Raw genomic sequence first — 22,230 nt, forward strand, 5'->3', positions numbered from 1 at the left:
ACAGGATGGTCCCGTGGCGCAACGGCTGATCGTCATCGGCGGGGACGCCGCCGGCATGTCGGCGGCGTCCCAGGCCCGACGCCGCCGTGGCCGCGACGACCTGGAGATCGTGGTCTTCGAGCGCGGCCACTTCACCTCCTACTCGGCGTGCGGCATCCCGTACTGGATCAGTGGCCTGGTGTCCGGCCCCGAGCAGTTGATCGCCCGATCCCCGGAGACGTTCCGCACCGAGTTCGCCATCGACGTGCGGATGCGCCACGAGGTGACCGCCATCGACCTGGAGCGCCGCGAGGTGGTCGCCCGAGACCTGGAACAGGGCGGTGAGGTCCGCGAGCGCTTCGACGAGCTGATGTACGCCGCCGGTGCATTGCCGGTGAAGCCGCCGTGGGCGGACACCGACGCGGGCGGCGTGTTCGGCATGCAGACCCTCGACGACGGCGCGGCACTGCGCGACTGGCTGGACGGCGAGCCGCAGCCGCGCCGGGCGGTGGTGGTCGGCGGCGGGTACATCGGCGTCGAGATGGCCGAGGCCCTGATCGAGCGCGGCCTCTCCGTCACCCTGATAGAGGCGGCCGACCAGCCCATGGCGACCGTAGACGGCGACATGGCCGAGCTGGTCGCCGAGGCGATGCGCGGCCTGGGCGTCACGATCCGCACCGGCCTGCGGGTGACCGCTCTGGAGCAGCGGGACGGCCGGGTGTCCGCGGTGGTCACCGCCGAGGGGCCGATGCCGACCGACGTCGTGGTCCTGGGTCTGGGCGTACGCCCGAACACCGCGCTCGCCGAGGCGGCCGGGCTGCCGCTCGGGCCGACCGGGGCGATCCGGGTGGACCGGCAGATGCGGGTGCCCGGCATGCCGGGGATCTGGGCGGCTGGCGACTGCGTGGAGACACTGCACCGGGTCAGCGGGATGCCGGTGCACATACCGCTGGGCACGCACGCCAACAAGCAGGGGCGGGTGGCCGGGATCAACATCGGCGGCGGGTACGCCACCTTCATGGGCGTGATCGGCACGGCCGTCACGAAGGTCTGCGACCTGGAGGTGGGCCGGACCGGCCTGCGCGAGCGGGACGCCACCGCGGCCGGCTTCGACTTCATCTCGGTGGTCGCCGAGTCGACCAACCGGGCCGGCTACTACCCCAGCGCCCGGCGGATGACCGTCAAACTGATCGCCGAGCGACCCAGCGGGCGACTGCTCGGCGCGCAGATCGTCGGCTGGTCCGAGGCGGCCAAACGGATCGACACGCTGGCCGTGGCGCTGTGGAACGGCATGACGGTGGACGATATGACGGCGCTCGACCTGGGCTACGCTCCGCCGTACGCGCCGGTGTGGGACCCGGTGCTGATCGCCGCCCGAAAAGCCGTCGACGTGCTCGCCGCCGTCGACCGCTGACCCGCGCCGCCCGTGGAGGACCACCCCATGACGCAGACCCCGACCCGGCCGACCGCGCGACGACGCCCGACCATGGTCGACGTGGCCCGGCACGCCGGGGTCAGCCTGAAGACCGTCTCCCGGGTGGTCAACGACGAGCCGGTGGGTCAGGAGCTGGTCGGCCGGGTGCTGGCCGCCATCGCCGAGCTGGGCTTCCGGCGCAACGACATCGCCCGCAACCTGCGTTCCCGGCAGCTCAACGCCACCGTCGGGCTGCTCATCGAGGAGATCGCCAACCCGTTCTACGCCACCATCGCCAGCGTCGCCGCCGAGATCGCCGCCGCGCACGGGACCATGCTGATCACCGCCTCCTCCGAGGAGGACCCGGAGCGGGAACGCGCCCTGCTGCAGGATTTCACCCAGCGCCGGGTCGACGGGCTGCTGGTGGTGCCGGCCGGCCCCGACCATTCGTTCCTGCGCCGCGAGGTCGAGCTGGGCATGCCGGTGGTCTTCCTGGACCGGCCGCCGCAGGGCCTGCTCGCGGACGCGGTGCTGCTGGACAACCAGGGCGGCAGCCGTGCCGGGGTCGGGGCTCTGCTCGACGAGGGGCACCGCCGGGTGGGTGTCCTGCTCGGCGCGCCGACCGTGCCCACCATTCGCGAGCGGCTGGCCGGCGCCCGGGCGGCGCTGACCGCCGCCGGGATCGAGCCCGACGAGTCGCTGGTCCGCGACCGGCTCATCGCGCCCGAGGAGGCCGGGTGGGCGGTCGCCGCGCTGCTCGACCTGCCGGACCCACCCACCGCCTTCTTCTGCGGCAACAACCGGCTCACCGTCGGCGCGCTGCAGGAGCTGCACCGGCGGGGCAGCGACGCCGCGCTGGTCGGCTTCGACGACTTCGAGTTGGCCCACCTGATGCCCCGGCCGCTCACCGTCGTCGGGTACGACACCCGGGAGCTGGCCCGGATCGCCAGCGAACGGCTGTTCCGGCGGATCGCCGGTGACGACTCCCCACCGTCGACCACCGTGCTCCCCACCCGGCTGCTGCGCCGGGGCCTGACGCCGCCGGCCGCCTGACAGCCGACTGCGCCGACCCGACCGAGGTCGGGCCGGGCGCGGGGCTCAGCTCGCGGCGCCGAGCAGCGCCGCCACCTCGGCCCGGCGGGGCGGGTCCGCGCCGCGGCGGGCGCAGGTCAGCGCGGCCACCAGGGCGGCCTGCCGGAGCACCGCGGCCCACTGCGCGGCGGTCAGCGCGGCGAGCCGGTCGGCCGGCCGGTCACCGAGCGCGTCGAGGTCGGCGAGCGCGGCCAGCAGGCCGCCGGTGAACGCGTCGCCGGCGCCGACGGTGTCGACCACCGTGACGGGAACCGCCGGCTCCTCGTGCATCGATCCGTCCGGGGCGAGCAGCAAGGCCCCGTCCGCGCCCCGGGTCACCACCGCGCAGCACACCCCGGCCTCGCGCCACTCGGCCATCACGTCGGGCACCGCCCGGCCCGGATAGAGCCAGGCCAGGTCCTCGTCGCTGGCCTTGACCAGGTGCGCGAGGCGCACCTGACGCCGCACCCTCGCCTGCTCCCCCGCCCGGTCCGTGACGATGCTCGGGCGCAGGTTGAGGTCGATCGAGACGGTGAGCCCGTCCCGGCGGCGTTCGCGGGCCAGCAGATCCTCCAGGACCTGCGCGCCGGGAGCCAGCGCGAGCGCGAGTGACCCGGTGTGCAGGGCGGTCGCCGACGACCCGGTCAGCTCGGGCAACTCCTGCGGCGTCCACTGCCAGTCCGCCGTGCCGGCCAGCCGGAACTCGTAGCTGGCCTTACCGCTGGCGTCCAGAGTGGCCACCGCCACCGAGGTCGGCTGCTCGGCGCGGACCGCCCAGTCCAGGTCCACCTGGTTGGCACTCAGGTGCTCGGCGAGTTGCCGGCCGTACCCGTCGGTGCCGAGCCGTGCCAGCAGCCGCACCGGCTGGTCGAGCCGGGCCAGCGTGACCGCCACGTTGGCCGGCGAGCCGCCCGGCACCGCCCGCTGCCCCTCGCCGGAGACCACCAGGTCGATCAACGCCTCACCCGCCACCACGATCACGCGGGCACCTCGCCCGGGGAGAGCGGGCCGGGGCCGCCGAGCGCGTCGGCCGAGCGGGACAGCAGCACGGCCTGGTACGCGTGGTAGACGTCCGGCCGGCCGTGCCAGACCGTGCCGGCGGGCCGGTTCTGCGGGTCCAGCTCGTGCCGCCACCCGGCGTCGTCGATCAGGTGGCGGCGCGCGTACGCCCAGAACACCCGGTACCAGTCGGCGTATACCGCGTCCCCGGTGCGCCGGTGCAGGGTGACCGCAGCCCCGATCGCCTCGGCCAGCACCCAGTGCATCCGGGAGCGGACGACGGGCCGGTCGTCCCAGTCGATGGTGTAGACGAAGCCGTCGGCGCCATCCACCGCCCAGCCCCGTCGTACGGCGGCGGCGAACAGGGCGCGGGCGTCGGCGAGCAGCCAGCGCGGCGGCTGCACAAGGACCGCCTCCAGTTCCAGCAGCAGCCGGGCCCACTCCAGCCAGTGCCCGATCGTCGAGCCGTACGGCCGGAACGGGTCGGCGGGCCGCTCCCGGTTGTAGTCGGGGAGCGGCGCCCAGTCGGCGGTGAAGTGCTCGGGCAGCCGCCAGTCGTGCCGGGCACCCTCCCCGTGCACGAGGTGTGTGCCGATCCGCAGGGCCCGGTCGGTCCAGCTCGCGTCGCCGGTGGCGGCGGCAGCGGCGAGGAACGCCTCGACCATGTGCATGCTGCTGTTCGCGCCGCGGTAGTCCTCGGTGATCGTCCAGTCCCGGTTCCAGGATTCGCGGACCGCTCCGGCCTCGGCGTCCCAGAACCGGTCGCGCACCACGGCCAACGCGTCGTCGAGGAGCCGGTCCGCGCCGGGCCGCCCGGCGCGCGCCGCCCCGGACGCGGCGAGCAGCACGAACGCGTGGTCGTACCCGGCCTTGCGCTGGTTGGTCGGCGTGCCCTGCTGGTCGACGGCGCCGAACCAGCCGCCGTACCGGTCGTCGCGCAGCAGTGTGCTGAGCGCGGCGACGCCGTGGTCGACCAGAGCGGCCGCCTCCGGATCGCCGTTGCGGTAGGCGAGGGCGGACACGTGGGTCATCCGGCAGGTGATCCAGGTGTGCAGCGGCTCGCTGCGGTCCGGGGTGCGGTCGTCGGTCAGCCACCAGAAGCCGCCCTCGGGCCGGACCGCGCGCCGCGCCGTGTCGAGCAGCGTGTGGGTCTGGTCGGCGAGGAACGGATCAAGGTCGGGCAGGTCGGGTGATGCTGCCGGAGCAGGAGTTGGTTCGGCTGCGGATCGGGGCACGTCGGTCATCTCAGCTGGTCACCGTCGAGTAAGGGAAGGAAATATGGCCAGAATCGTGGGCAGATAGCTGAGATTACTCCCATTTGCCCGTTGACATCGTTGTCTCATTTCCACCCTGCTCTGGCGGCCCGCCGACTGTCAATTCTGCTTTGTCACACCGCCAACCGATGATCCAGGATGACCGGATGGAACTGCCCGAGGGGCTCGTCTGGCTACGGCGGTCGCCGGACGGCCAGGCCTGGCTGGCCACGCTCCCCGACCGGCTGGCGGAGTGCGCCGAGCGGTGGTCGCTGCGGCTCGGGCAGCCCTTCGGGTACGCCTTCGCCTCCCTGGCGCTCCCCGCCGAAATGCCCGACGGCATGGCGGCGGTGCTCAAGCTCCAGTACCCCGACACGGAGAGCCGGCACGAGGCCGACGCCCTGGCCCGGTGGGACGGCGACGGGGCGATCCGGCTGCTCGCGCACGATCCGCAGCGCCGCGCACTGCTGCTGGAGCGCTGCCAGCCCGGCAGCCCCCTGCGCGAACTGCCCGCCGACCGGGCGCTGGACGTGCTGACCGGGCTGCTCCCCCGGCTCTGGCGGCCGGCCGGCACCCCGTTCACCCCACTGGCCAAGGAGGCCGCCGGCTGGATCGACCGGATGCCCCGCAACTGGGAACGGGCCGGCCGGCCGTACGAGCGGCGACTGCTCGACGCGGCGCTCGCCCTGCTCGCCGGGCTGGCGTCGAGCCAGGGCGAGCAGGTGCTGGTCAACCAGGACCTGCACGCCGGCAACGTGCTCTCCGCCGAACGGGAACCATGGCTGGTGATCGACCCGAAGCCGCTCACCGGCGAGCGTGAGTTCTCGGTGGTGCCGATGGTGCGCGGGCGGGAGCTGGGCCACTCCCCGGCCGCCGTCCGCCACCGGCTGGACCGGCTCAGCGCAGAGCTGGGGCTGGACCGGGAGCGGGTCCGGGGCTGGACGATCGGCCACACGCTGGCCTGGAGCCTCGACGACGACGCGGTCTCCGCGCACCACGTCGAGGTGGTCCGGTGGCTCCTCGACGAGCAGTGACCGACCGCTGCCCTGTCGAGGTGCCCCACATCTGGTTGTCGAGCTGTCCCACATCCGGGGCAGCTCTACAGGGCGTCGGAGCGGCGGGCACCGGGCCGATCAGGCGGGCTGGCAGGTACGGCACCAGTAGAGGTTGCGGCCGGCCAGCTCGCCGCGGCTGACCTCGGCGCCGCAGACGTGGCAGGGCGCGCCGGGGCGACGGTAGACGTACACCTCGCCGCCGTGCCGGTCCATTCGGGGCGGACGACCCATCGCCTCCGGCAGGTGCGCGTCGCGCACGGTGTCGATCCGGCCGTGCTCGGCCGCGAGCCGCATCAGCCCGACCAGGTCGGCCCAGAGCGCGTCCCAGCCGGCCCGGGTCAGCTGCCGCCCCGGCAGCGTCGGCGGCAACCCGGCCCGGAACAGCGCCTCGGTCACGAAGATCAGGCCGGTGCCGGCCACCACCGACTGGTCCAGCAGCAGCGCGGCCAGCGGCGTCGGGCTGCGGGAGATCCGGGCGTACGCCCGCTCCGGGTCGGCGTCCGGTCGCAGTGGGTCCGGCCCGAGGCGGCCCCGCAGCGCGGACACCTCGGGCGGGGTGAGCAGCTCGCAGGCGGTCGGACCACGCAGGTCGAGCCAGTGCCGGTCGCTGGCCAACCGCAGCCGTACCTGGCCGACCGGCTCCGGCGGCTCCCCCGACCCGTCGGCGAACTTCCCGTACAGCCCGAGGTGCACGTGCAGCGTCAAATCGCCGGCGTAGTGGTGCAGCAGGTGCTTGCCGTACGCCTCGGTGTCCTCCAGGACGGCGCCGGAGAGCCGGGCGGCGCCCTCGGCGAAGCGGCCCTGCGGGCTGGCGGCGTGCAGCTTGTCCCCGACGAACAGCTCGGCATGCCGGGCCGCCAGGCGATGAATCGTGTGTCCCTCTGGCACGGATGCCAAGGATAGCCAGCCGGCCGTACCCGGAATTGGTGTCAGGAAACACCCACCTGGGTACTTCGGGGCGGTACCGCGTGGGGTGCCACCCGTTCCGTCGGCCACCACGCATTCATCAGGAGGTGTGTTGTGGTCAGGATTCCTTCGCTGTCCCGCCGGCCCGAGCCGGAACCGACACGGGACGAGAACCTCGACGGCCGCATTGACGGTCGCGACACCCCGGTCACCGACCGGGAAGGCACGACGGTGACCGGAAACCGGTCGGACGACGGCACCAGCCGCCCGATGGTCACCGACCGGGACGCCGACCAGGCGACGTACCGAAGCACCGCCGCGCCCACCGAGCAGGCCGGCGAGGCCGAGCGGCGGGCGAGCGAGCGGGCGGCGGTTGCCCGAGCCGCCACCGCCCGGCCGGCAGAGACCGAGCCCCGAGTCGGCGCCGCCCCGGTGTCAACCCCCGGGCGCATCGCCGACCGGGACGCCGAGCCCGACCGCACGACCCGGCGACCCGACACGACGGACCGGGTCCCGACCGACCGGACTCTCGACCCGACCCCCGACCGGACCGCGCCGGAGCCGCCGGTGACGCGCGGCCCGAAGCCGCGGGCCAGCCTGCTCGCCACCCTCGGCCTGATCGTCGCGGTCGTCGGCGCGCTCTTCGTGCTGACCGGCACCCTGGCCGGGTACGGCATCGGGCTCGGCGCCCTCGGCGCGGTGCTCTCGGTGCTCGGCCTGATCGCCACCCGCCGCCGGCACATCGCCGGCAAGACCGACGCGCTGTTCGGCGTGCTGATCGGACTGGCCGCGGTGGTGCTCGGCGTGCTGGCGATGACCGGTCAGTTCGCCTGGCCGACCACCGACGGCGACTGGGTACAGCGCTTCCGGGAGTGGCTCGACTCACAGTTTGTCGATCGTTTCTAGCGGGCACTGTCCCGCTCGCCGGTGGTGCACCGGCGAAAGCCGGCGGTTCGCCGGCAGCCCGAACTCCCGGTGGTTCACCGGCCGGGCAACACCCTTTCAGGGGCGGCGGTTCGCCGCCCCTGAAGTGCATCCGGGGCCCGGTTCGCCGGGCCCCGAGGCGTTTCCAGGGCCCGGCCGGCCGCCCACGCAACGAATCGCAGCAGCAGACCGGCCATACGCAACGAATGTTCGGTCTGCGCAAGCCTCGGTGGTGGTTCCTGCCGCTCACGCCGCATAACGTTGAGCAACGGCGCCAGCCCGTGGGCCACGGTGGCCGGGCGCGCCCGACCCTGGGAGCACCACAATGACGATGGACGCCACCAGCCAGCGCCTGTTGATGTGCCGGCCGACGTACTTCGCCGTCGACTACGCGATCAACCCCTGGATGGACCCGAGTGCGCCGGTCGACGCCGCGCTGGCCGTCCGGCAGTGGGAGCAGCTGCGCCAGACGTACCGCGACCTGGGCCACACCGTCGAGGAGATCACTCCGGTGCCCGGCCTGCCCGACATGGTCTTCGCCGCCAACGGCGGCACCGTGATCGACGGCAAGGCGATGGCCGTGCAGTTCCGCGACCCGCAGCGCGCCGACGAGGCGCCGGCCTACCGGGCCTGGTTCGAGGCCGCCGGCTTCGAGATGTACGACCCGAAGCACGTCAACGAGGGCGAGGGTGACGTCCTGCTGGCCGGCGACCACCTGCTGGCCGGCACCGGCTTCCGCACCGCGCACGCCTCGCACACCCAGTTGCAGGAGGTCTTCGGCTACCCGGTGATCACCATGCAGCTGGTCGACCCGCGCTTCTACCACCTGGACACCGCGCTGACCGTGCTCGACGAGCGGACCGTGGCGTACCTGCCCGAGGCGTTCTCCCCCGGCAGCCAGGCCGTGCTGCGCCGGCTCTTCCCCGACGCCGTGCACGCCACCATGGCCGACGCCGAGGTGCTGGGACTGAACGCGGTCAGCGACGGGCGGCACGTGGTGCTGCCCGCGCAGGCCACCGACCTGGCCGCCAAGCTGCGCGACCGGGGCTACGAGACCATCGGTGTCGACCTGTCCGAGCTGCGTAAGGCCGGCGGCGGACCGAAGTGTTGCACGCTGCGACTCCGTCAGGGAAAGGCAAGCAAGTGATCGTGGATGACATCCTGCGGACGCCGGGAGCGGTCCGGGACGCCGAGCGCTGGACGGCGCACAACTACCACCCGCTGCCGGTAGTGATCTCGTCGGCGGAGGGCTCCTGGCTCACCGACGTGGACGGCCGGCGCTACCTGGACTGCCTGGCCGGCTACTCCGCGCTCAACTTCGGCCACCGGCACCCGCAGCTGATCGCCGCCGCGCACGCGCAGCTGGACCGGCTGACGCTGACCAGCCGGGCGTTCATCCACGACCAGTTCGCCGACTTCTGTCGGGAGCTGGCCGAGCTGTGCGGCAAGGACCTGGTGCTGCCGATGAACACCGGCGCCGAGGCGGTCGAGACCGGGATCAAGGTGGCCCGCAAGTGGGGCTACCAGGTCAAGGGCGTGGCCGCCGACCAGGCCAACATCGTGGTGGCCGAGGGCAACTTCCACGGCCGGACCACCACCATCGTGAGCTTCTCCACCGACGAGGACGCCCGCGCCGACTTCGGGCCGTACACCCCGGGCTTCACCGTGGTCCCGTACGGCGATCTGGAGGCGCTGGCCGCCGCGATCGACGAGAACACCGTGGCCGTGCTGCTGGAGCCGATCCAGGGCGAGCAGGGCGTGGTGGTGCCGCCGGAGGGCTACCTGCCGGGTGTGCGCCAGGTGTGCACCGAGCGCAACGTGCTCTTCATCGCCGACGAGATCCAGTCCGGCCTGGGGCGTACCGGTGCGACCTTCGCCTGTGACCACGAGGGCGTCGTACCGGACATGTACCTGCTGGGCAAGGCGCTCGGCGGCGGCATCGTGCCGGTCTCCGCGGTGGCCGCGAACGCCGACGTGCTCGGCGTGCTCAAGCCCGGCCAGCACGGCTCCACCTTCGGTGGCAACCCGCTGGCCTGCGCGGTGGCGATCGAAGTGGTCCGGCTGCTGGCCACCGGCGAGTTCCAGCGCCGCTCGGCCGAGCTGGGCGAGCGGCTGCGGGCCGGCCTGGAGGGGCTGGTCGGCAAGGGCCTCGTCGCGGTACGCGTCCGCGGTCTCTGGGCCGGTCTGGACATCGACCCGGCGCTGATGAGCGGGCGGGAGGCGTGTGAGCGGCTCGCCGAGCGCGGCGTGCTCGCCAAGGACACCCACGGCTCCACCATCCGTCTCGCCCCGCCGCTGGTGATCACCGAAGAGGAGATCGACCTCGCGGTGGCCCAACTCGCAGCCGTACTCACCGCCTAAACCACCCCGCCCCCGTCCCCGTCCCCTACCCCCTGCCCCCGTTGATCTAGGGCATATCGTCGCGGTTGTAGATCAATCAGCGACGATATGCCCTAGATCGACAAGGCGGGGGGCGGGCGCGGCGCGGGCGCGGGGCGCGCGCGGGGGGTTAGGCGCGGGGTAGGCGCATCGCCATGGTGGGGGCTTCGGCCATCACTGAGGTGGGGGTGAAGGGGGCGCCGGTGGGCAGTTCCTCGGCCCGGCCGATCTGCACCCCGGGGTAGAGCTCCACCATGTCGCCCTCACCCAGCACGCGGGACTGCTGCGGGGCCAGGGCGACGCGGGCCGCCTCGGCCATCGAGCCTGCCGGTCGGATGCCGGAGCCGTTGGTGCTGACGTCGGTCACGATGACCTCGCCGACCCGCAGCTCGAAGCGGACGTGGCCACGGCTGATCCACCGTCGGGCCTCGTCGTTGAGCCACTGCCCGAGCATGATCCCGCCGTCCTGCTCCGGGGCCCGGCCGGCGACCACCGGCTGCTCCTCGCTGAGCACGAACCGCCGCCGGACCAGACCACCGACGCGTACCGCGAGCACCTCCGTACGCGGCCGGGGGCCGCCGTCGCCGAGCCGTACGCCGTGCCGGGGGCAGGTCGGTACGCCACCGCGCAGCGCGGGCGGCGGCTGCCCGGCCGGGCTGCGCTCCACCCGGGCAAGGTCGGCGAACGCGCCGCCTCCACCACCGCCACCGAAGAGCGCGCAGCCTGGCTCGGGGCAGCGCCACTGGCGGGCCAGCAGCTTCGCCCCGGTCGGCGAGCGGGTGCCGGTTACCGGCGAGTGCCCGCCGCCGACGTGTGCGATGAACGCCGGTCCGCCGGCGCCGGGCACCGGGGCGAGCAACCGACCGGGCTGCTCGACCAGCCACGGGAACCGCCCGCGCAGCCCGTCGAAGCGGACCCGGCTGAGCACCGGCAGCCCGAGCAGGTCGGCGACCTCCAGCATCCGGTCGCCCGGGTTGTCGAGCACCTCGACGAGCCCGTCGTCGGCCCAGCGGCGGACCACCATCCGCTCGTTGGAGGTGAGGTCGGCGTCGGAGAGCAGTGCCCGGTGCACCACCGCGTACACCTGGACGCTGTCCTCCTCGAGCTCACGGGAGAGCGCGTCGATGACCATGCCGAGCCGCAGCAGGCTGGCCGGCCGGCCGCCGTCGAGGTCCTGGTAGCGGATCACTTCGGCCAGGTCGAGGACCGCACGGGCCAGCGACGGGTCCGTGCAGACCCGGCCCTCGATGGCGTCCAGCACCTTGCTGATCTCGAACCTCATCGGGCACTCCGGATGATCTCGTCGATCCGGCGGGCGAGGTCGATGTCGCGGTGGGTGACCCCGCCGGCCGAGTGGGTGACGCAGCGGAAGGTCAGCGTGCGCCAGCGAATGTCGATGTCGGGGTGGTGGTCCAGTTCCTCGGCCGCTCCGGCCACCCGGTCGACCACCGCGATGGCCGCCGGGAAGCTGGGCAGCTCCACCGTGCGGGTGATCCCGGTGCCGTCGCCCGACCAGCCCGTCAGCCCGCCCAGGTCGTCTCGCACCGCTTCCGCGGTGAGCAGGTCTGCCATGCGGCGACCCTACCGGGAGCGGCGAGCGGCAGCGACCAGCGGTGGCGGGGTGTCGGCCGGCCCGGGCACGGCGAAACGGGGGCGGTGCCCTACGGCACCGCCCCCGCCACGTACGTGCTCAGCCGCGCCGCGGCCCCAGTGCTCAGCCGCGCAGCGGCTGCCCCACCTCGTGCAGGTGGCCGAGGGCCTGCCGGTACGACTCGACCAGCCCGGTCTCGGCGTACGGGATGCCCTGCTCGACGCAGTAGGCGCGGACGATCGGCTGTGCCCGGCGCAGGTTGGCCCGGGGCATGTTCGGGAACAGGTGGTGCTCGATCTGGTAGTTGAGCCCACCGAGCGCGGTGTCCACCAACCGGCTGCCCCGCACGTTGCGGGAGGTCAGCACCTGCTTGCGCAGGAAGTCCAGCTCGTCCTCAGCGGTCGGCATCGGCATGCCCTTGTGGTTCGGCGCGAACGCGCAGCCCATGTAGAGGCCCCACAGCGCCTGGTGCACGGCGGCGAAGAGTAGCGCCTTTCCCGGCGACATGACCGCCAGCAGCAGCGCGACGTAACCGGCGGTGTGCGCGAGGAGCAGGCCCGCCTCGACCGCCCGGTGCCGCATCGGGGTGGTGTACCGGCCGTCCGGTCCCCGGCCGACGATCGCGCGGATGCTCGCCACGTGCAGGCTCAGCCCTTCGAGCAGCAGCATCGGGAAGAAGAAGTATGCCTGCCGCTTGGCCATCCAGCGGCCGAACCCGCGGGTCTCCAGCGCCTGCTCCGGCGTCCACACCAGGGCCCCCGCGCCGACGTCCGGGTCCTCATCCTCGTGGTTCGGGTTGGCGTGGTGCCGGTTGTGCTTGTCGACCCACCAGCCGTAGCTGATCCCCACCGCCACGTTGCCGGCGAACAGCCCCACCAGCTCGCTGGGACCGCGTCGACGGAACATCTGGCGGTGCCCGGCGTCGTGACCGAGGAACGCGACCTGGGTCGTGGCCACCGCCATCACGGCCGCGAGCGGCAGCTGCCACCAGGAGTCACCGACGAGGAACACGGCGACCCAGCCGGCCACGAAGGCACCGAGGGTGAGCAGGATGCGGGCGACGTACCAGCCGGGACGCCGCTCCAGCAGACCCGCCTGGCTGATCCGCCGGGACAGCTGTGCGTAGTCACTGCCTCGCCGTCGTACCGGCGGTTCTGCCACCGCTCCGAGCGCCATGGGCTGCTCCCGTTCCCGCTCACGCCCGTACCGGGGTGGCCCGGGCTCACTGGCAAGTCTCCCGGTATGGGTTGCTTTGAGTAACCCTGACAACCCCCGAATGGGGGGTAGGGCGGGCCCTACCCTCCCGCCAGATTTCCTCAGCCCAGCCGGGCCACCACGTCGCGCAGCCGGGCCAGATCACGCCGTCGCCGCTCGTAGCTCGCGGCGAGCCCGATCAACGCCAGCCCGCCGGCGCCCAGGTAGATCCACCGGGGCAGCAGGTCCCAGCCACGGGCCAACTCGTGCAGCGCCAGCACCGCCAGCACGCCGCCGCCGAGCAGCACCGGGGCCTGCCAGCGGCGGGTGGCGCCGGCCAGCACCGCGCCCAGCGCCGCCGCGCCGAGAAGCAGCCGCCGCCACGGCTGCGGGTCCGGCCCGGCCAGCACCGACACCAGGCTCGGCAGCAACGCCGCGACCAGCCCCGGACCGAGCGCGGGCCAGCTGGTCAGACCGGGCCGGGTGCGCAGTGCCAGCAGCCCCGCGCCGAGGGCGAGCGCCGCAGCCGGCAGGGTGTACGCCTCCAGCACGGTCACCCCGCCGGCTGCCAGCAGCACCCACGCCCCGAGCAGCTCGCTGCCGCCGGCGATGGCGGCGAACGACCACCGCCGGGCGACCGGCTCACCCCGGCGCAGCAGCCGCAGCGCGACGGCGACACCCCAGAGCACGCAGACGGTCGCGATGTGCCGCGCCACCTCGACGGCGAGCACTACCGCCACCAGCGCCACCGCCTGCGCGGCAGCGTCCAGCACCCGCCCGACCAGGACTCGCGCCGACGAACTCCCGCGGGTCGCCTCGGGTGGGCTGGTCGCGGCGGCGATCGCCAGGACCAGCGCGGCCACCGCCAACAGCGGGTACGCCGCCGCCCGGAGCGGCAGCCCTCCGGCGAGCGGGGCGGTCACCGCCAGCGCCGACGCCGCCCCTACCGCGGCGAGGCAACCGGTGACACGCACCTCGGCGTTCCGCGCTCCGACGGCGACGACCACCGCCGCCACCAGCACGACGCTCTCGGCGGCGAGGGTGCCGGCCCGGGTGGCCAGCAGCCCCACCACGCCGGCGGCGGCCAGCACCACCCCCACCGGCACGGCGATCGACGCGAGAGCCGGGCGGGGCACGGCCAGAGCGGCGAGCAGCAGCGCGGCAACCCCGGCGAGCAGGACGGCGGCCGGCAGCACCGGCCAGGGCGCGCCGACCGCGACGAGCAGCACCGGCAGCGCGGCCGCGCCGAACGGCAGCGCGCGCAGCAGCGGCGGGCGGACCCCCCGAGCCGCCAGCACGGCGGCCACCGCCAGCACGACCAGCGCCAGCCCGGCGGGCAGCGCCGTCGGGTCGGCGACGACCGTGGGAACTCCCGACCAGACCGGACCCCGGCTGCCGTACGGCGCGGTGAGCGCGGTCAGCAGCGCCGGTAGCGCGGCCAGCACCGCGACCGCCGTCAGCACGACGCCGGCCACCGCCAGCAGAGCCTCCCGACCGGTCACCGGCGACCCCGCCGGACTGCTCGACCCGGCCGGCTCGTGGTCGCCGGCTGTCGGCACCGCCGTGGTGACCTGCTCCCGCGATCCGTCCGGTTGATCGCCGGTCCCCGGCAGGTCCCACCGGGCGACGAGCGCGACGCCCAGCGCCGCCAGCGCGGCGTACGGCGCGAGCGGCTCGTTACCCGCCACGACCAGCGGCGCCAGGCCGGGCACGCTCACCGCGACAACGGCGCCGCTCACCGCGTACCCGGTCAGCTCCACCCGGTGGCGACGCGTCGCGAGCAGCGCGACCAGCGGCAGCGCGGCGGCGGCCAGCGCGGCCCGTGCCTGCCACCAGGGCGGCGCGCCCGCGGTGAACAGCGCCAGCGCGGCGACCCCGGGCAGCGCGACCTGCGCGACCAGCAGACCCGTGCCGGCCACCCGCCGGTACGACCCGGCGGCCCGGCGCACGGCGAGCGCCAGGCCGAGCACGGTGATCGTCCCGAGCGCCACCAGGGCACCGGCCGGAGCGGCCAGGGCCACCAGCAGGCCGTGCCCGAGCAGGACGGCGCCGCCGAGCGCCCCGGTGAGCAGCGTGGTCGGCCGAAGGGCCGGTCGGGCCAGCACCGCGAGCAGCAGCACAGCCCCGCCGACCAGGTCCACGGCCACCACGGCCGGCCAGGCGGCCGTCCAGCCGGCGGGCAGGGCGAGCAGCACGGCCACCGCGCCGGCCGTGGCGAACGGCACCCGCGCGCCCCGGGGCAGCAGCAGGGCCGTCGCGCCGAGCGCCAACACCAGAGCGGGTGCCACCTGCCAGCCCCAGTCCAGCTCCGACCCCGTCCCGGCACCCTGCCACGGCGGCAGCGACCGGCCGGCGGCGGCGACCGCCAGCCCGCCGGTGATCAGCACCGCGATCTGCACCGTGCCGGCCGCGATCAACAGCGCCCCGGCGCGTGGGCCGGTCCGCCAGCCGACCGGCAGCAGCCCTATCGCGCCGGCCAGCCCGAGGGCCACCGTGGCCGCCGCGAGCAGCAGCAACGACGGCCGCAGCTCGGCCATCGGGCGCAGCAGCGCGACAGCGAGCACCGGCACCAGCAAGCCGGCGGCCACCGCCCGCAGCACGCGTCCCCCGACCAGCCCGGCCGCGCCGAGCCCGGTCAGCGCGACCAGCACCAGCGGCACCCCGGCCAGCAGCGGTGAATCGGCCGCCCGGCCGAGCAGCAGGGGCACCAGGGCGCACCCAGCGGCACCGACCAACGCGGCGACGTGCCCGACCCCGGCCAGCACCCGGCCGGCCAGATTGGGGCGCCCTCTCCCGTTTTTCAGCCCGGCCAGCACGGCCAGGTCCAGCAGCGCCACCCCGAGCAGGACCAGCGCCCAGCCACCCGCACCCGGCCGCGCCTCCACGGCGAGCATCGGCAGCACCGGCTGGGCGGCCAGCAGCGCGGCGAACCAGGGCCCGGTCAACCGGCTCCACCGGGCGTACGCCGTGGCGACCGCCGCGCTGGCCCCCCCGACCAGCGCGGCGTACCTGCTGCCCGGCCAGCCGGCCACACCAGCCAGGTCCACCGACCAGGCCGCGTAGCCGTCCAGCACCACCAGCAGCAGCCCCACCGCGGCGAACGTCTCCGCCGTGCCACGCAACCCCCGGCGGACCGCCAGCAACGGGACGGCCAGGGCGAGCGCGGTGACCGCCGCCAGGATCAGCGCCCGTCCACCGACCCCCACCGCCGCCCAGGCCACCGCGGTGAAGACCACCGCCGCGGTGCCCAGCAGCAGTCCACCGAGGACGAAGAGCAGGCCCTGAACCGTCCGGGTCGACGTCTCCGCCGCGCCCGGCGCCGAGGCCCCCGCAGCGGCCGGCATTCCCGGCCCGTCGACCACCCCCGAGCCGCTGGGCGTTCCGGTGAACGACGCCGGGCGCGCCGTGACGGACGCCGCCAACCCGGCGCGAACGACCGCGGCCAACTCGTCCCGCCGCCGGGAACTGGCCGCCAGCCGCCCGGCCAGCTCGGCGTACGTCCGGCAGGCCCGTTCCACCTCCGGTCCGAGCCGCGCGACCTCCCGGCCCAGCCGGACCACCTCGGCAGCGATCGGGTCAGGCGGACGGCGGCAGCCGCCGCAACCGGCGCTCAGGTCGGCCGGGGCGCCGCAGGCGGGGCAGGGATAGCCGGTGTCGTCCACGCGGTCATTCTGGAAGCCCCAGCGGGGCGCGGCCCAGAGTGCGCGTACTCAGGGGCGGGTGTGCTCGTGCACCCAGGTGGCGTAGTTGGGGCCGCCGCTCTCCACCCTGGACACCAGAATCTCCGGAACCTCGTACGGGTGGCTGGCCCGGATCTGCTCCACGAGCGCGGAGAGCCGGTCGGGTGCGGTCTTGAAATGCACCGACCACTCGGTGCTGGTCTCCACTCCGGACCGCCACCAGTAGGTGCTGTCCACCTGACCGCCGACCTGAGCGCAGGCGGCGAGCCGTCCGGCGACGGCCGCGGCCGCCAGCACGTCGGCGACCGAACGGGCATCCACCACCGTCGTCACCACGCAGATCTGATCCACGACCGCACCCTACGCGGCGCCGTCCCGATTGGCCGCGATCCAGGCGTCGATCTTCGCCCACCAGTCGTAGAGCCAGTCGATGCGTTCCTGCCGCCCGGTCGGTACCTCCTCCGGCGGCACCGACCAGAACCGCATCACGATCCGCTTGTCCATCGGCAGTTCCCGCCACACGTCGGCGACGGTGAGCATCCGGTCCAGCCCGGTGTGGGCGACGAAGATGACCCCGGCGTCCGGGGCGGCGTCCAGCGCGGCGAGCATCCCGCCGGGCTGCGGGGCGAGCACGTGCCGCATCCGCTCCGCGCGTAGCGCCATCCGCTCCAGCCCGAGCGAGCGCAGCCGGGCGATGGCACGCAGCCGACGCTTGGGGGTGAAGTTGCCGCCCTCCGGGAAGATCACGAACGCGTCGTTGTCGTCCAGCCCGGTGGCCAGGTGCCCGACCTGGCGTACCGTCTCCTCGCCGCGCTCCGGCGTCGGCGCGATGAACCGGTTGGGCAGCCGGTTGAGCAGCACGTCGATCGCCGGGTCCCACTGGAGGCTGTCCTTGAGCACGATCCGGGGCTCCCGCTTGAACCAGTTGACCAGCCCGTGGATCAGGATGAACGAGTCTCCCGGCCCGGCGTGCCGGCAGAGCACCAACTCGGGCCGGCCGGGCAGCGCGGTGTCCGGGTCGGTGCCCACCACGTCGATGCGCAGCCGCAGCGTCCAGCGTGCCTGCCAGAACAGCACCCGCAGGAACCAGCCGGCCAGCAGGTAGTGCGCGCGCTGGAAGGCCGGCGACCGGCTCCGCCAGCCGAAGCCGGAGGCGACCCAGAGCACGAAGAGCGCGAGCAGCGCGAGGGCGTCCCAGACCAGGTAGACGCAGCCGATCCAGAACAGCCGCAGCGGGCGCAACCGGCCCGGGACCAGTGGGGAGGCGGCCGCGGCGAGCAGCGCCCAGACCGGCAGGGTGGTCACCACGGTGACCGCGAGCAGCACCACGCCGGGGGCGAGCAGCAACCGGCGCAGCCACCTGGGTGGCAGCGGCATCAGCGCTCCACGTGGGTCGCGAGGTAGCGCCGGGAGGCGGTGTACGCGCGGCTGATGCGCCTCCCCACCGCGGCCATGTCGCGGTACGCCCACGGGGTGTCGTCGCGCGGATTCAGCCCTCCGGTCGGCAGGACGTGCACCTCCACCCCCTCGGGCAGCGCGGCCAACTCCCGGAAGAACCGGTGCCGGCGGGAGATCTCGAACGCGACCTGCGCGATCTCCCACGGCCGCCGGGGCGGCGTCAGCTCCCGTTCGATCCGACCCACCTGGAGGACGAAGATTTGGGTAGCACCCACCGCCACCGCCTCGCCGATCGGGATGGAGTTGACGATGCCACCGTCCACATAGTGCGCACCGTCGATCTCGGTGGGCGGGAGCAGGCCCGGCACCGAGGCCGACGCCAGCACTGCGGGCACCACGGGGCCGCTGTCGAACCAGTGCTCGGCGGCCCGCTCGATGTGCGCGGCACAGCAGCGGAACGGCACCCGCAGGTCGGCGAAGGTGGTGTCCACCCCCAGCTCGGATTCGAGCAGGCGGCGAAGCGGTCGGGGCGAGTGCAGGTGGGTCCGGGCGGCGAAGCGGCGCAGCTGCCGCGCGACCGAGTCGCCGTACACCTCGCTGGCCTCCGGTGAGGCCCAGAGCCGGACCAGCCGGTCGGTCACCGCCTCCGACGGGTCGGCCGCGACGAGCGCGCCGTTGACCGCGCCGATCGAGGTGCCGAGCACCATGTCGGGTTGGATCCCGGCGCGGAACAGGGCACGCAACATGCCCACCTCGACCGCGCCGAGCACTCCCCCGCCCCCGAGTACGAACGCCACCGGTCCCCCCGCCATGCCACCCATCCTGGCACGGGCCCGCCGCCGACCGGTCGGCCACCGCCGCGCGATGGTGGGTGCACCCCACCGGCGGCGGATCCTTGGCAGGCAGTGACGAGCGTTGACAGCCGGGACACATTCGCGCAACCTGATACCGCTCCCACCCCGAGGCAGGTGCGATCCGTGAAGGCAGCACTGCATCCGGGCCGGTTGCTGGCCCGCAGGTACCGGCTTCTCGACCAGATCGGCGCCGGCGGTATGTCCGTCATCTGGCGCGCCCGGGACGAGGTGCTGGACCGGGTCGTCGCGCTCAAGGTGCTCGCACCGTCGCTGGCCGCCGGCGCCCGGTTCCGGGACATGGTGCGCGAGGAGGCCCAGGCCGCCGCCCAGCTGGTGCACCCGCACGTGACCTCGGTGCACGACTACGGCGAGACCGTCGCCCCGGACGGCGCCATCACCTCCTTCGTGGTGATGGAGCTGCTCGACGGTGAGGAGTTGAAGCTACGGCTCACCGAGGGTCCGCTGCCGTGGGCCGAGGCGGTCCGGGTCGGCGCGCAGGTCGCGGACGCGCTGGCCGCCGCGCACCGGCTCGGCATCGTGCACCGGGACATCACCCCGGCCAACGTGATGATGACCGGGGTGGGCGTCAAGGTGCTCGACTTCGGCATCGCCACCCGGATCGGCGCTCCCGACGAGGACGAGGACCGGCGGCACGTTCGGCACCCCGGCGTACGTGGCTCCGGAACGGCTCGACGGCGCCCCCGCCCAACCCGCGACCGACGTGTACTCGCTCGGCGTGCTGCTGCACGAGGCGCTGACCGGCCGGGTCCCCTACCCGGCGGACACCTGGGAGCAGCTCAGCGACGCGCTGGCCGGCGGCCCGCCGCCGACGCTGGCCGGGCTGCCGGAGCTGCCCCCGGCGGTGGCCCAGGTCTGCCTGCGCAGCCTGGCCCGGGATCCGGCCGACCGGCCGAACGCCCGGCAGGTGGCCACTGTGCTGCGTGACCACCTGCTGCCGACCGACAGCACCCCGGCACCCACGCTGACCCTGCCGCCGGCAGCCCCCGTTCCGGTGACCGGCGGGGAAAGGGCGGCGGGACCGGGCGACCGAACAGCCGTACCGGATGCGGACAATGGCGGGCCGGGCCGGTCCCGTCGGCGGCCGGCGCTGCTGCTGATTCCGGCCGTCCTGGCGGTCGGCGTGGTGCTGACCGTCGCGGCCCTGCTGCCCGAGCAGCGGGCGACACCGAGGACCCAACCCACCGCCGGTCCGGTGCCGACCGCGGCGAGTCGTTCGCCGGTCACCGAGCCATCCCGCCCGACCGCGGCACCGTCGGCACGGCGGAGCACCGGCTCGCCCGCCGCCGGGCCGGGCACGCTGGTGGAGGCCGCCAACCGGGTCGACACGCTGATCGGCGCCGGGTTGACCGCCGGGGAGATCCGCGCCGACGTCGGCCTCGACCTGCGCAACGAGCTGCGCAACCTGACCGCCGCGGTCGGCGCCGGGCGGAGCGAACTGGCCCCGCCGGTGGCCCGGCTGCGCGAGAAGGTCACGGTCCGGCTCGGCGAGGGCGGCATCAGCCCGGCGTACGCGGAGCGGCTGGACGCCGCCATCGCCGAGCTCGGAGCCGCCCGGGTCTGATCCCAGGCCACGGCGCCACCGGTCAGCGGGCCGCCACCCGGACCGACTCGCGGACGTCGTGCCGGCCGGCGAGGAAGCGTCGGAAGACCTCCTCGTAGCCGTACGCCAACCGCTCGACCGAGAAGTTCTCCGCGACGTGCGCCACGCAGGCCGCCGGGTCCAGACCGTTCGCCGCCCGCAACGCCGCCGGTAGCTCCTCCGGCCGCTCGCAGACCAGACCGGTCACCCCGGGCCGGACCAGCTCCGGCACCGCACCACGGTCGAATGCGACCACCGGAGTGCCGGTGGCCATCGCCTCCAACATCACCATGCCGAACGGCTCCTCCCACTGGATTGGCATGATCAGGCAGCGGGCGTCGACCAGCATCCGCAGAGTCTCCGCGCGGTCGGCGTTGAACACGACGGTCACGTCGTCACCGACCAGCGGCGCGACGACCTGCTCGTAGTACCGGCGTTCGGCCGGCTCGTTGCACTTGCCCGCTAGCAGCAGCGGCAGCCCGGCCGCCCGGCACGCCCGGATGGCGACGTCCGGCCCCTTGTCCGGGCTGAACCGGGCCAGCCACAGCACCGGCCCGGGGCCGGGCGCGGTCTTGCGCGGAAACCCGCGCAGGTCCAGCGCGTTGTGCACGGTGCCGGCCCAGGGCAGAACCGGGTTGAGCCGGCGCTGGGCGTGCGAGATGGCCACCAGGCCGACGTCCCGGTCGACCTCGCCGAGCACGTCGCCGTACTCCCCCACCGGGTTGCCGTGCACCGTCGCCACCGTCGGCACGGCCCGGCGACCGGCCACGAGAGGGCCGATCGTGGTGTGGTCGTGGATCACGTCGAAATCGCCTGCGTTGATCATCCGATTCACCCGGGCCAGGTGGGCCAGCTCGGGCAACGACTCGCCGAGTCGCGGGTACTGGACCTCAGGAACGGTGGAGACGAAATCGCCGGCGGTGCCGTGGTGTCCGCCCGCACCGAACAGCGTCACCTCGTGCCCGTGCCGGGTCAGCGCGTCCACCAGCCCCGCGACCACCTGCTCCAGGCCGCCGTAGCCGGGCGGCGGCACGGACAGCCACGGCGGCACCACCATCGCGATGCGCAACGGCCGGTCCGAGGCACGGGCGGCGGGCGGGTGGTTCACGGCCACGAGTCCTCCCCGTTGGTCCCCGGTCCGGTGGCGCCGCCGGTCGGAATGGTCCGCGGCGGTTTCCCCCGTGCGTCGCCGGTAAACCGGACAAGGCGGACGATCACCCGCCGACCAGGAGCTGATCGTGGACGACCCGCACCCCTGGCGCGGACCAGGCCACCCGCTCGACCTGGTCGCGTTCCCACCACGAACGGACCACCCCGGCGAGGACCAGCGTGTCGCCGTCCACCTCGACCGTCACCCGATCCGCGCCGATCGTGCGCAGCAGCGCGCGCTGGACGTCCCGTCGCAGCCGCTCACCGGCCGGTGGCGCCGGCGGACGCACCTCCACCAGGTTGGTGATCCCCCGCACGCCGTCCAACCGGCGTAGTTCCCCCTCGGCGGTGCGGCGCTGCCACCCGAACTCGACCTCACCGCGGAGCATCAGCCAGCCGTTGGCCACCGTCACGTCCAGCCGTTCGGCCGGCACGAAACTGTCCCACTCCAGCGCCCGGCTGGCGGCGATGGCGATCTCCCCGTCGGTACGCCCCGGTGTGCCCGGCAGCCGCACCTCGATCTCGTCGGCTACCGCCCGGACCCCGCGGACCCGCTGCGCGCACCGGATCGCCGCCCAACTGCGGGCAGCCCCGTCCACGAATCCCGTCAGGGTGACCACACCCTGGTCGACGGTCACGCCGATCTCGTTGGGTTGCAGCCGCGCATCCCAGGCCAGCTCGGCCAGGACGTCGCGCTGGATCCGCTGGTCGCGGACATCCGTCGCCGTGCTCATGGCATCCACCCCCGTACGTCGCCGGCTCGCCTGCCGAACCTGCCTGGCGT

General features: G+C 74.3%; 19 protein-coding genes and 1 pseudogene. 8 read left to right on the forward strand and 12 right to left on the reverse strand.

Going from position 1 to position 22,230, the window contains the following annotated elements; genetic code table 11:
• Positions 1–13: 13 nt before the first annotated feature.
• Both BUS84_RS18225 and BUS84_RS18230 read left to right on the forward strand, forming a co-directional pair.
• Positions 14–1,393 carry an FAD-dependent oxidoreductase gene (locus tag BUS84_RS18225; RefSeq protein WP_074314120.1) on the forward strand — a complete coding sequence of 460 codons (1,380 nt, stop codon included), beginning with the start codon at positions 14–16 and terminating at the stop codon, positions 1,391–1,393.
• Between the two features lie 27 nt (positions 1,394–1,420).
• Positions 1,421–2,446: a LacI family DNA-binding transcriptional regulator gene (locus BUS84_RS18230; protein WP_074318911.1), complete on the forward strand. Its 1,026-nt coding sequence runs from the start codon at positions 1,421–1,423 to the stop codon at positions 2,444–2,446.
• A gap of 45 nt (positions 2,447–2,491) precedes the next feature.
• On the opposite strand, the gene BUS84_RS18235 is transcribed toward BUS84_RS18230, so the two are convergent.
• Positions 2,492–3,445 (reverse strand): carbohydrate kinase family protein, encoded by a 954-nt coding sequence (locus BUS84_RS18235; protein WP_074314122.1) that lies wholly within the window; start codon positions 3,443–3,445, stop codon positions 2,492–2,494.
• Complete coding sequence (locus tag BUS84_RS18240; protein WP_084757516.1) at positions 3,442–4,707, reverse strand: AGE family epimerase/isomerase; 1,266 nt, start codon at positions 4,705–4,707, stop codon at positions 3,442–3,444. The genes BUS84_RS18235 and BUS84_RS18240 overlap by 4 nt, the downstream gene beginning before the upstream one ends.
• A gap of 176 nt (positions 4,708–4,883) precedes the next feature.
• Between BUS84_RS18240 and BUS84_RS18245 the strand changes: the two genes are divergently transcribed.
• The gene (locus tag BUS84_RS18245; RefSeq protein WP_084757800.1) at positions 4,884–5,750 is read left to right on the forward strand and encodes an aminoglycoside phosphotransferase family protein; all 867 of its coding nucleotides are present in this window, start codon (positions 4,884–4,886) and stop codon (positions 5,748–5,750) included.
• Positions 5,751–5,849: 99 nt separating this feature from the next.
• On the opposite strand, the gene BUS84_RS18250 is transcribed toward BUS84_RS18245, so the two are convergent.
• Positions 5,850–6,659, reverse strand: a complete 810-nt coding sequence (locus tag BUS84_RS18250) for an Fpg/Nei family DNA glycosylase (protein ID WP_074314126.1) — start codon at positions 6,657–6,659, stop codon at positions 5,850–5,852.
• 132 nt (positions 6,660–6,791) lie between these two features.
• On the opposite strand from BUS84_RS18250, the gene BUS84_RS18255 reads away from it, so the two are divergent.
• From BUS84_RS18255 to rocD, 3 genes are all read left to right on the forward strand, one after another.
• Positions 6,792–7,583 carry a DMT family transporter gene (locus BUS84_RS18255; RefSeq protein ID WP_244298635.1) on the forward strand — a complete coding sequence of 264 codons (792 nt, stop codon included), beginning with the start codon at positions 6,792–6,794 and terminating at the stop codon, positions 7,581–7,583.
• Between the two features lie 349 nt (positions 7,584–7,932).
• The gene (ddaH, locus tag BUS84_RS18260; protein ID WP_208869866.1) at positions 7,933–8,748 is read left to right on the forward strand and encodes a dimethylargininase; all 816 of its coding nucleotides are present in this window, start codon (positions 7,933–7,935) and stop codon (positions 8,746–8,748) included.
• On the forward strand, positions 8,748–9,962 hold the full coding sequence (gene rocD, locus BUS84_RS18265) for an ornithine--oxo-acid transaminase (protein WP_208869868.1): 1,215 nt from the start codon (positions 8,748–8,750) through the stop codon (positions 9,960–9,962). The genes ddaH and rocD overlap by 1 nt, the downstream gene beginning before the upstream one ends.
• A 148-nt stretch (positions 9,963–10,110) precedes the next feature.
• Here rocD and BUS84_RS18270 read toward each other — a convergent pair whose 3' ends face one another.
• From BUS84_RS18270 to BUS84_RS18300, 7 genes are all read right to left on the reverse strand, one after another.
• The gene (locus tag BUS84_RS18270; protein WP_074314132.1) at positions 10,111–11,262 is read right to left on the reverse strand and encodes an FHA domain-containing protein; all 1,152 of its coding nucleotides are present in this window, start codon (positions 11,260–11,262) and stop codon (positions 10,111–10,113) included.
• Complete coding sequence (locus tag BUS84_RS18275) at positions 11,259–11,552, reverse strand: 4a-hydroxytetrahydrobiopterin dehydratase (RefSeq protein ID WP_074314134.1); 294 nt, start codon at positions 11,550–11,552, stop codon at positions 11,259–11,261. The genes BUS84_RS18270 and BUS84_RS18275 overlap by 4 nt, the downstream gene beginning before the upstream one ends.
• A gap of 142 nt (positions 11,553–11,694) precedes the next feature.
• The gene (locus tag BUS84_RS18280) at positions 11,695–12,747 is read right to left on the reverse strand and encodes a fatty acid desaturase family protein (protein WP_074314136.1); all 1,053 of its coding nucleotides are present in this window, start codon (positions 12,745–12,747) and stop codon (positions 11,695–11,697) included.
• Between the two features lie 140 nt (positions 12,748–12,887).
• A complete protein-coding gene (locus tag BUS84_RS18285; RefSeq protein ID WP_074314138.1) occupies positions 12,888–16,427 on the reverse strand; it encodes an SCO7613 C-terminal domain-containing membrane protein in 3,540 nt (1,179 codons plus the stop codon).
• A gap of 48 nt (positions 16,428–16,475) precedes the next feature.
• The gene (gene cutA, locus BUS84_RS18290; RefSeq protein WP_074314140.1) at positions 16,476–16,796 is read right to left on the reverse strand and encodes a divalent-cation tolerance protein CutA; all 321 of its coding nucleotides are present in this window, start codon (positions 16,794–16,796) and stop codon (positions 16,476–16,478) included.
• 9 nt (positions 16,797–16,805) lie between these two features.
• The gene (locus BUS84_RS18295; RefSeq protein ID WP_074314142.1) at positions 16,806–17,822 is read right to left on the reverse strand and encodes a 1-acyl-sn-glycerol-3-phosphate acyltransferase; all 1,017 of its coding nucleotides are present in this window, start codon (positions 17,820–17,822) and stop codon (positions 16,806–16,808) included.
• Positions 17,822–18,655: a patatin-like phospholipase family protein gene (locus tag BUS84_RS18300; protein ID WP_074318914.1), complete on the reverse strand. Its 834-nt coding sequence runs from the start codon at positions 18,653–18,655 to the stop codon at positions 17,822–17,824. Before BUS84_RS18300 ends, BUS84_RS18295 begins: the two co-directional genes overlap by 1 nt.
• 240 nt (positions 18,656–18,895) lie before the next feature.
• Between BUS84_RS18300 and BUS84_RS40925 the strand changes: the two are divergent.
• Together BUS84_RS40925 and BUS84_RS18305 are read left to right on the forward strand one after the other, a co-directional pair.
• Positions 18,896–19,285 (forward strand): annotated as a pseudogene (locus BUS84_RS40925) (protein kinase domain-containing protein); the annotation flags it as partial.
• Positions 19,286–19,370: 85 nt separating this feature from the next.
• Entirely contained in the window at positions 19,371–20,279 is a 909-nt protein-coding gene (locus tag BUS84_RS18305) for a protein kinase (RefSeq protein WP_342198236.1), read from the forward strand.
• Positions 20,280–20,301: 22 nt separating this feature from the next.
• On the opposite strand, the gene BUS84_RS18310 is transcribed toward BUS84_RS18305, so the two are convergent.
• Together BUS84_RS18310 and BUS84_RS18315 are read right to left on the reverse strand one after the other, a co-directional pair.
• Positions 20,302–21,354, reverse strand: a complete 1,053-nt coding sequence (locus BUS84_RS18310; protein ID WP_244298876.1) for a glycosyltransferase family 4 protein — start codon at positions 21,352–21,354, stop codon at positions 20,302–20,304.
• 157 nt (positions 21,355–21,511) lie between these two features.
• Positions 21,512–22,180: a BON domain-containing protein gene (locus tag BUS84_RS18315; protein ID WP_074314145.1), complete on the reverse strand. Its 669-nt coding sequence runs from the start codon at positions 22,178–22,180 to the stop codon at positions 21,512–21,514.
• Positions 22,181–22,230 lie beyond the last annotated feature (50 nt).

It is taken from the genome of Micromonospora cremea (assembly GCF_900143515.1).
Taxonomy (GTDB): Bacteria; Actinomycetota; Actinomycetes; order Mycobacteriales; family Micromonosporaceae; genus Micromonospora; species Micromonospora cremea.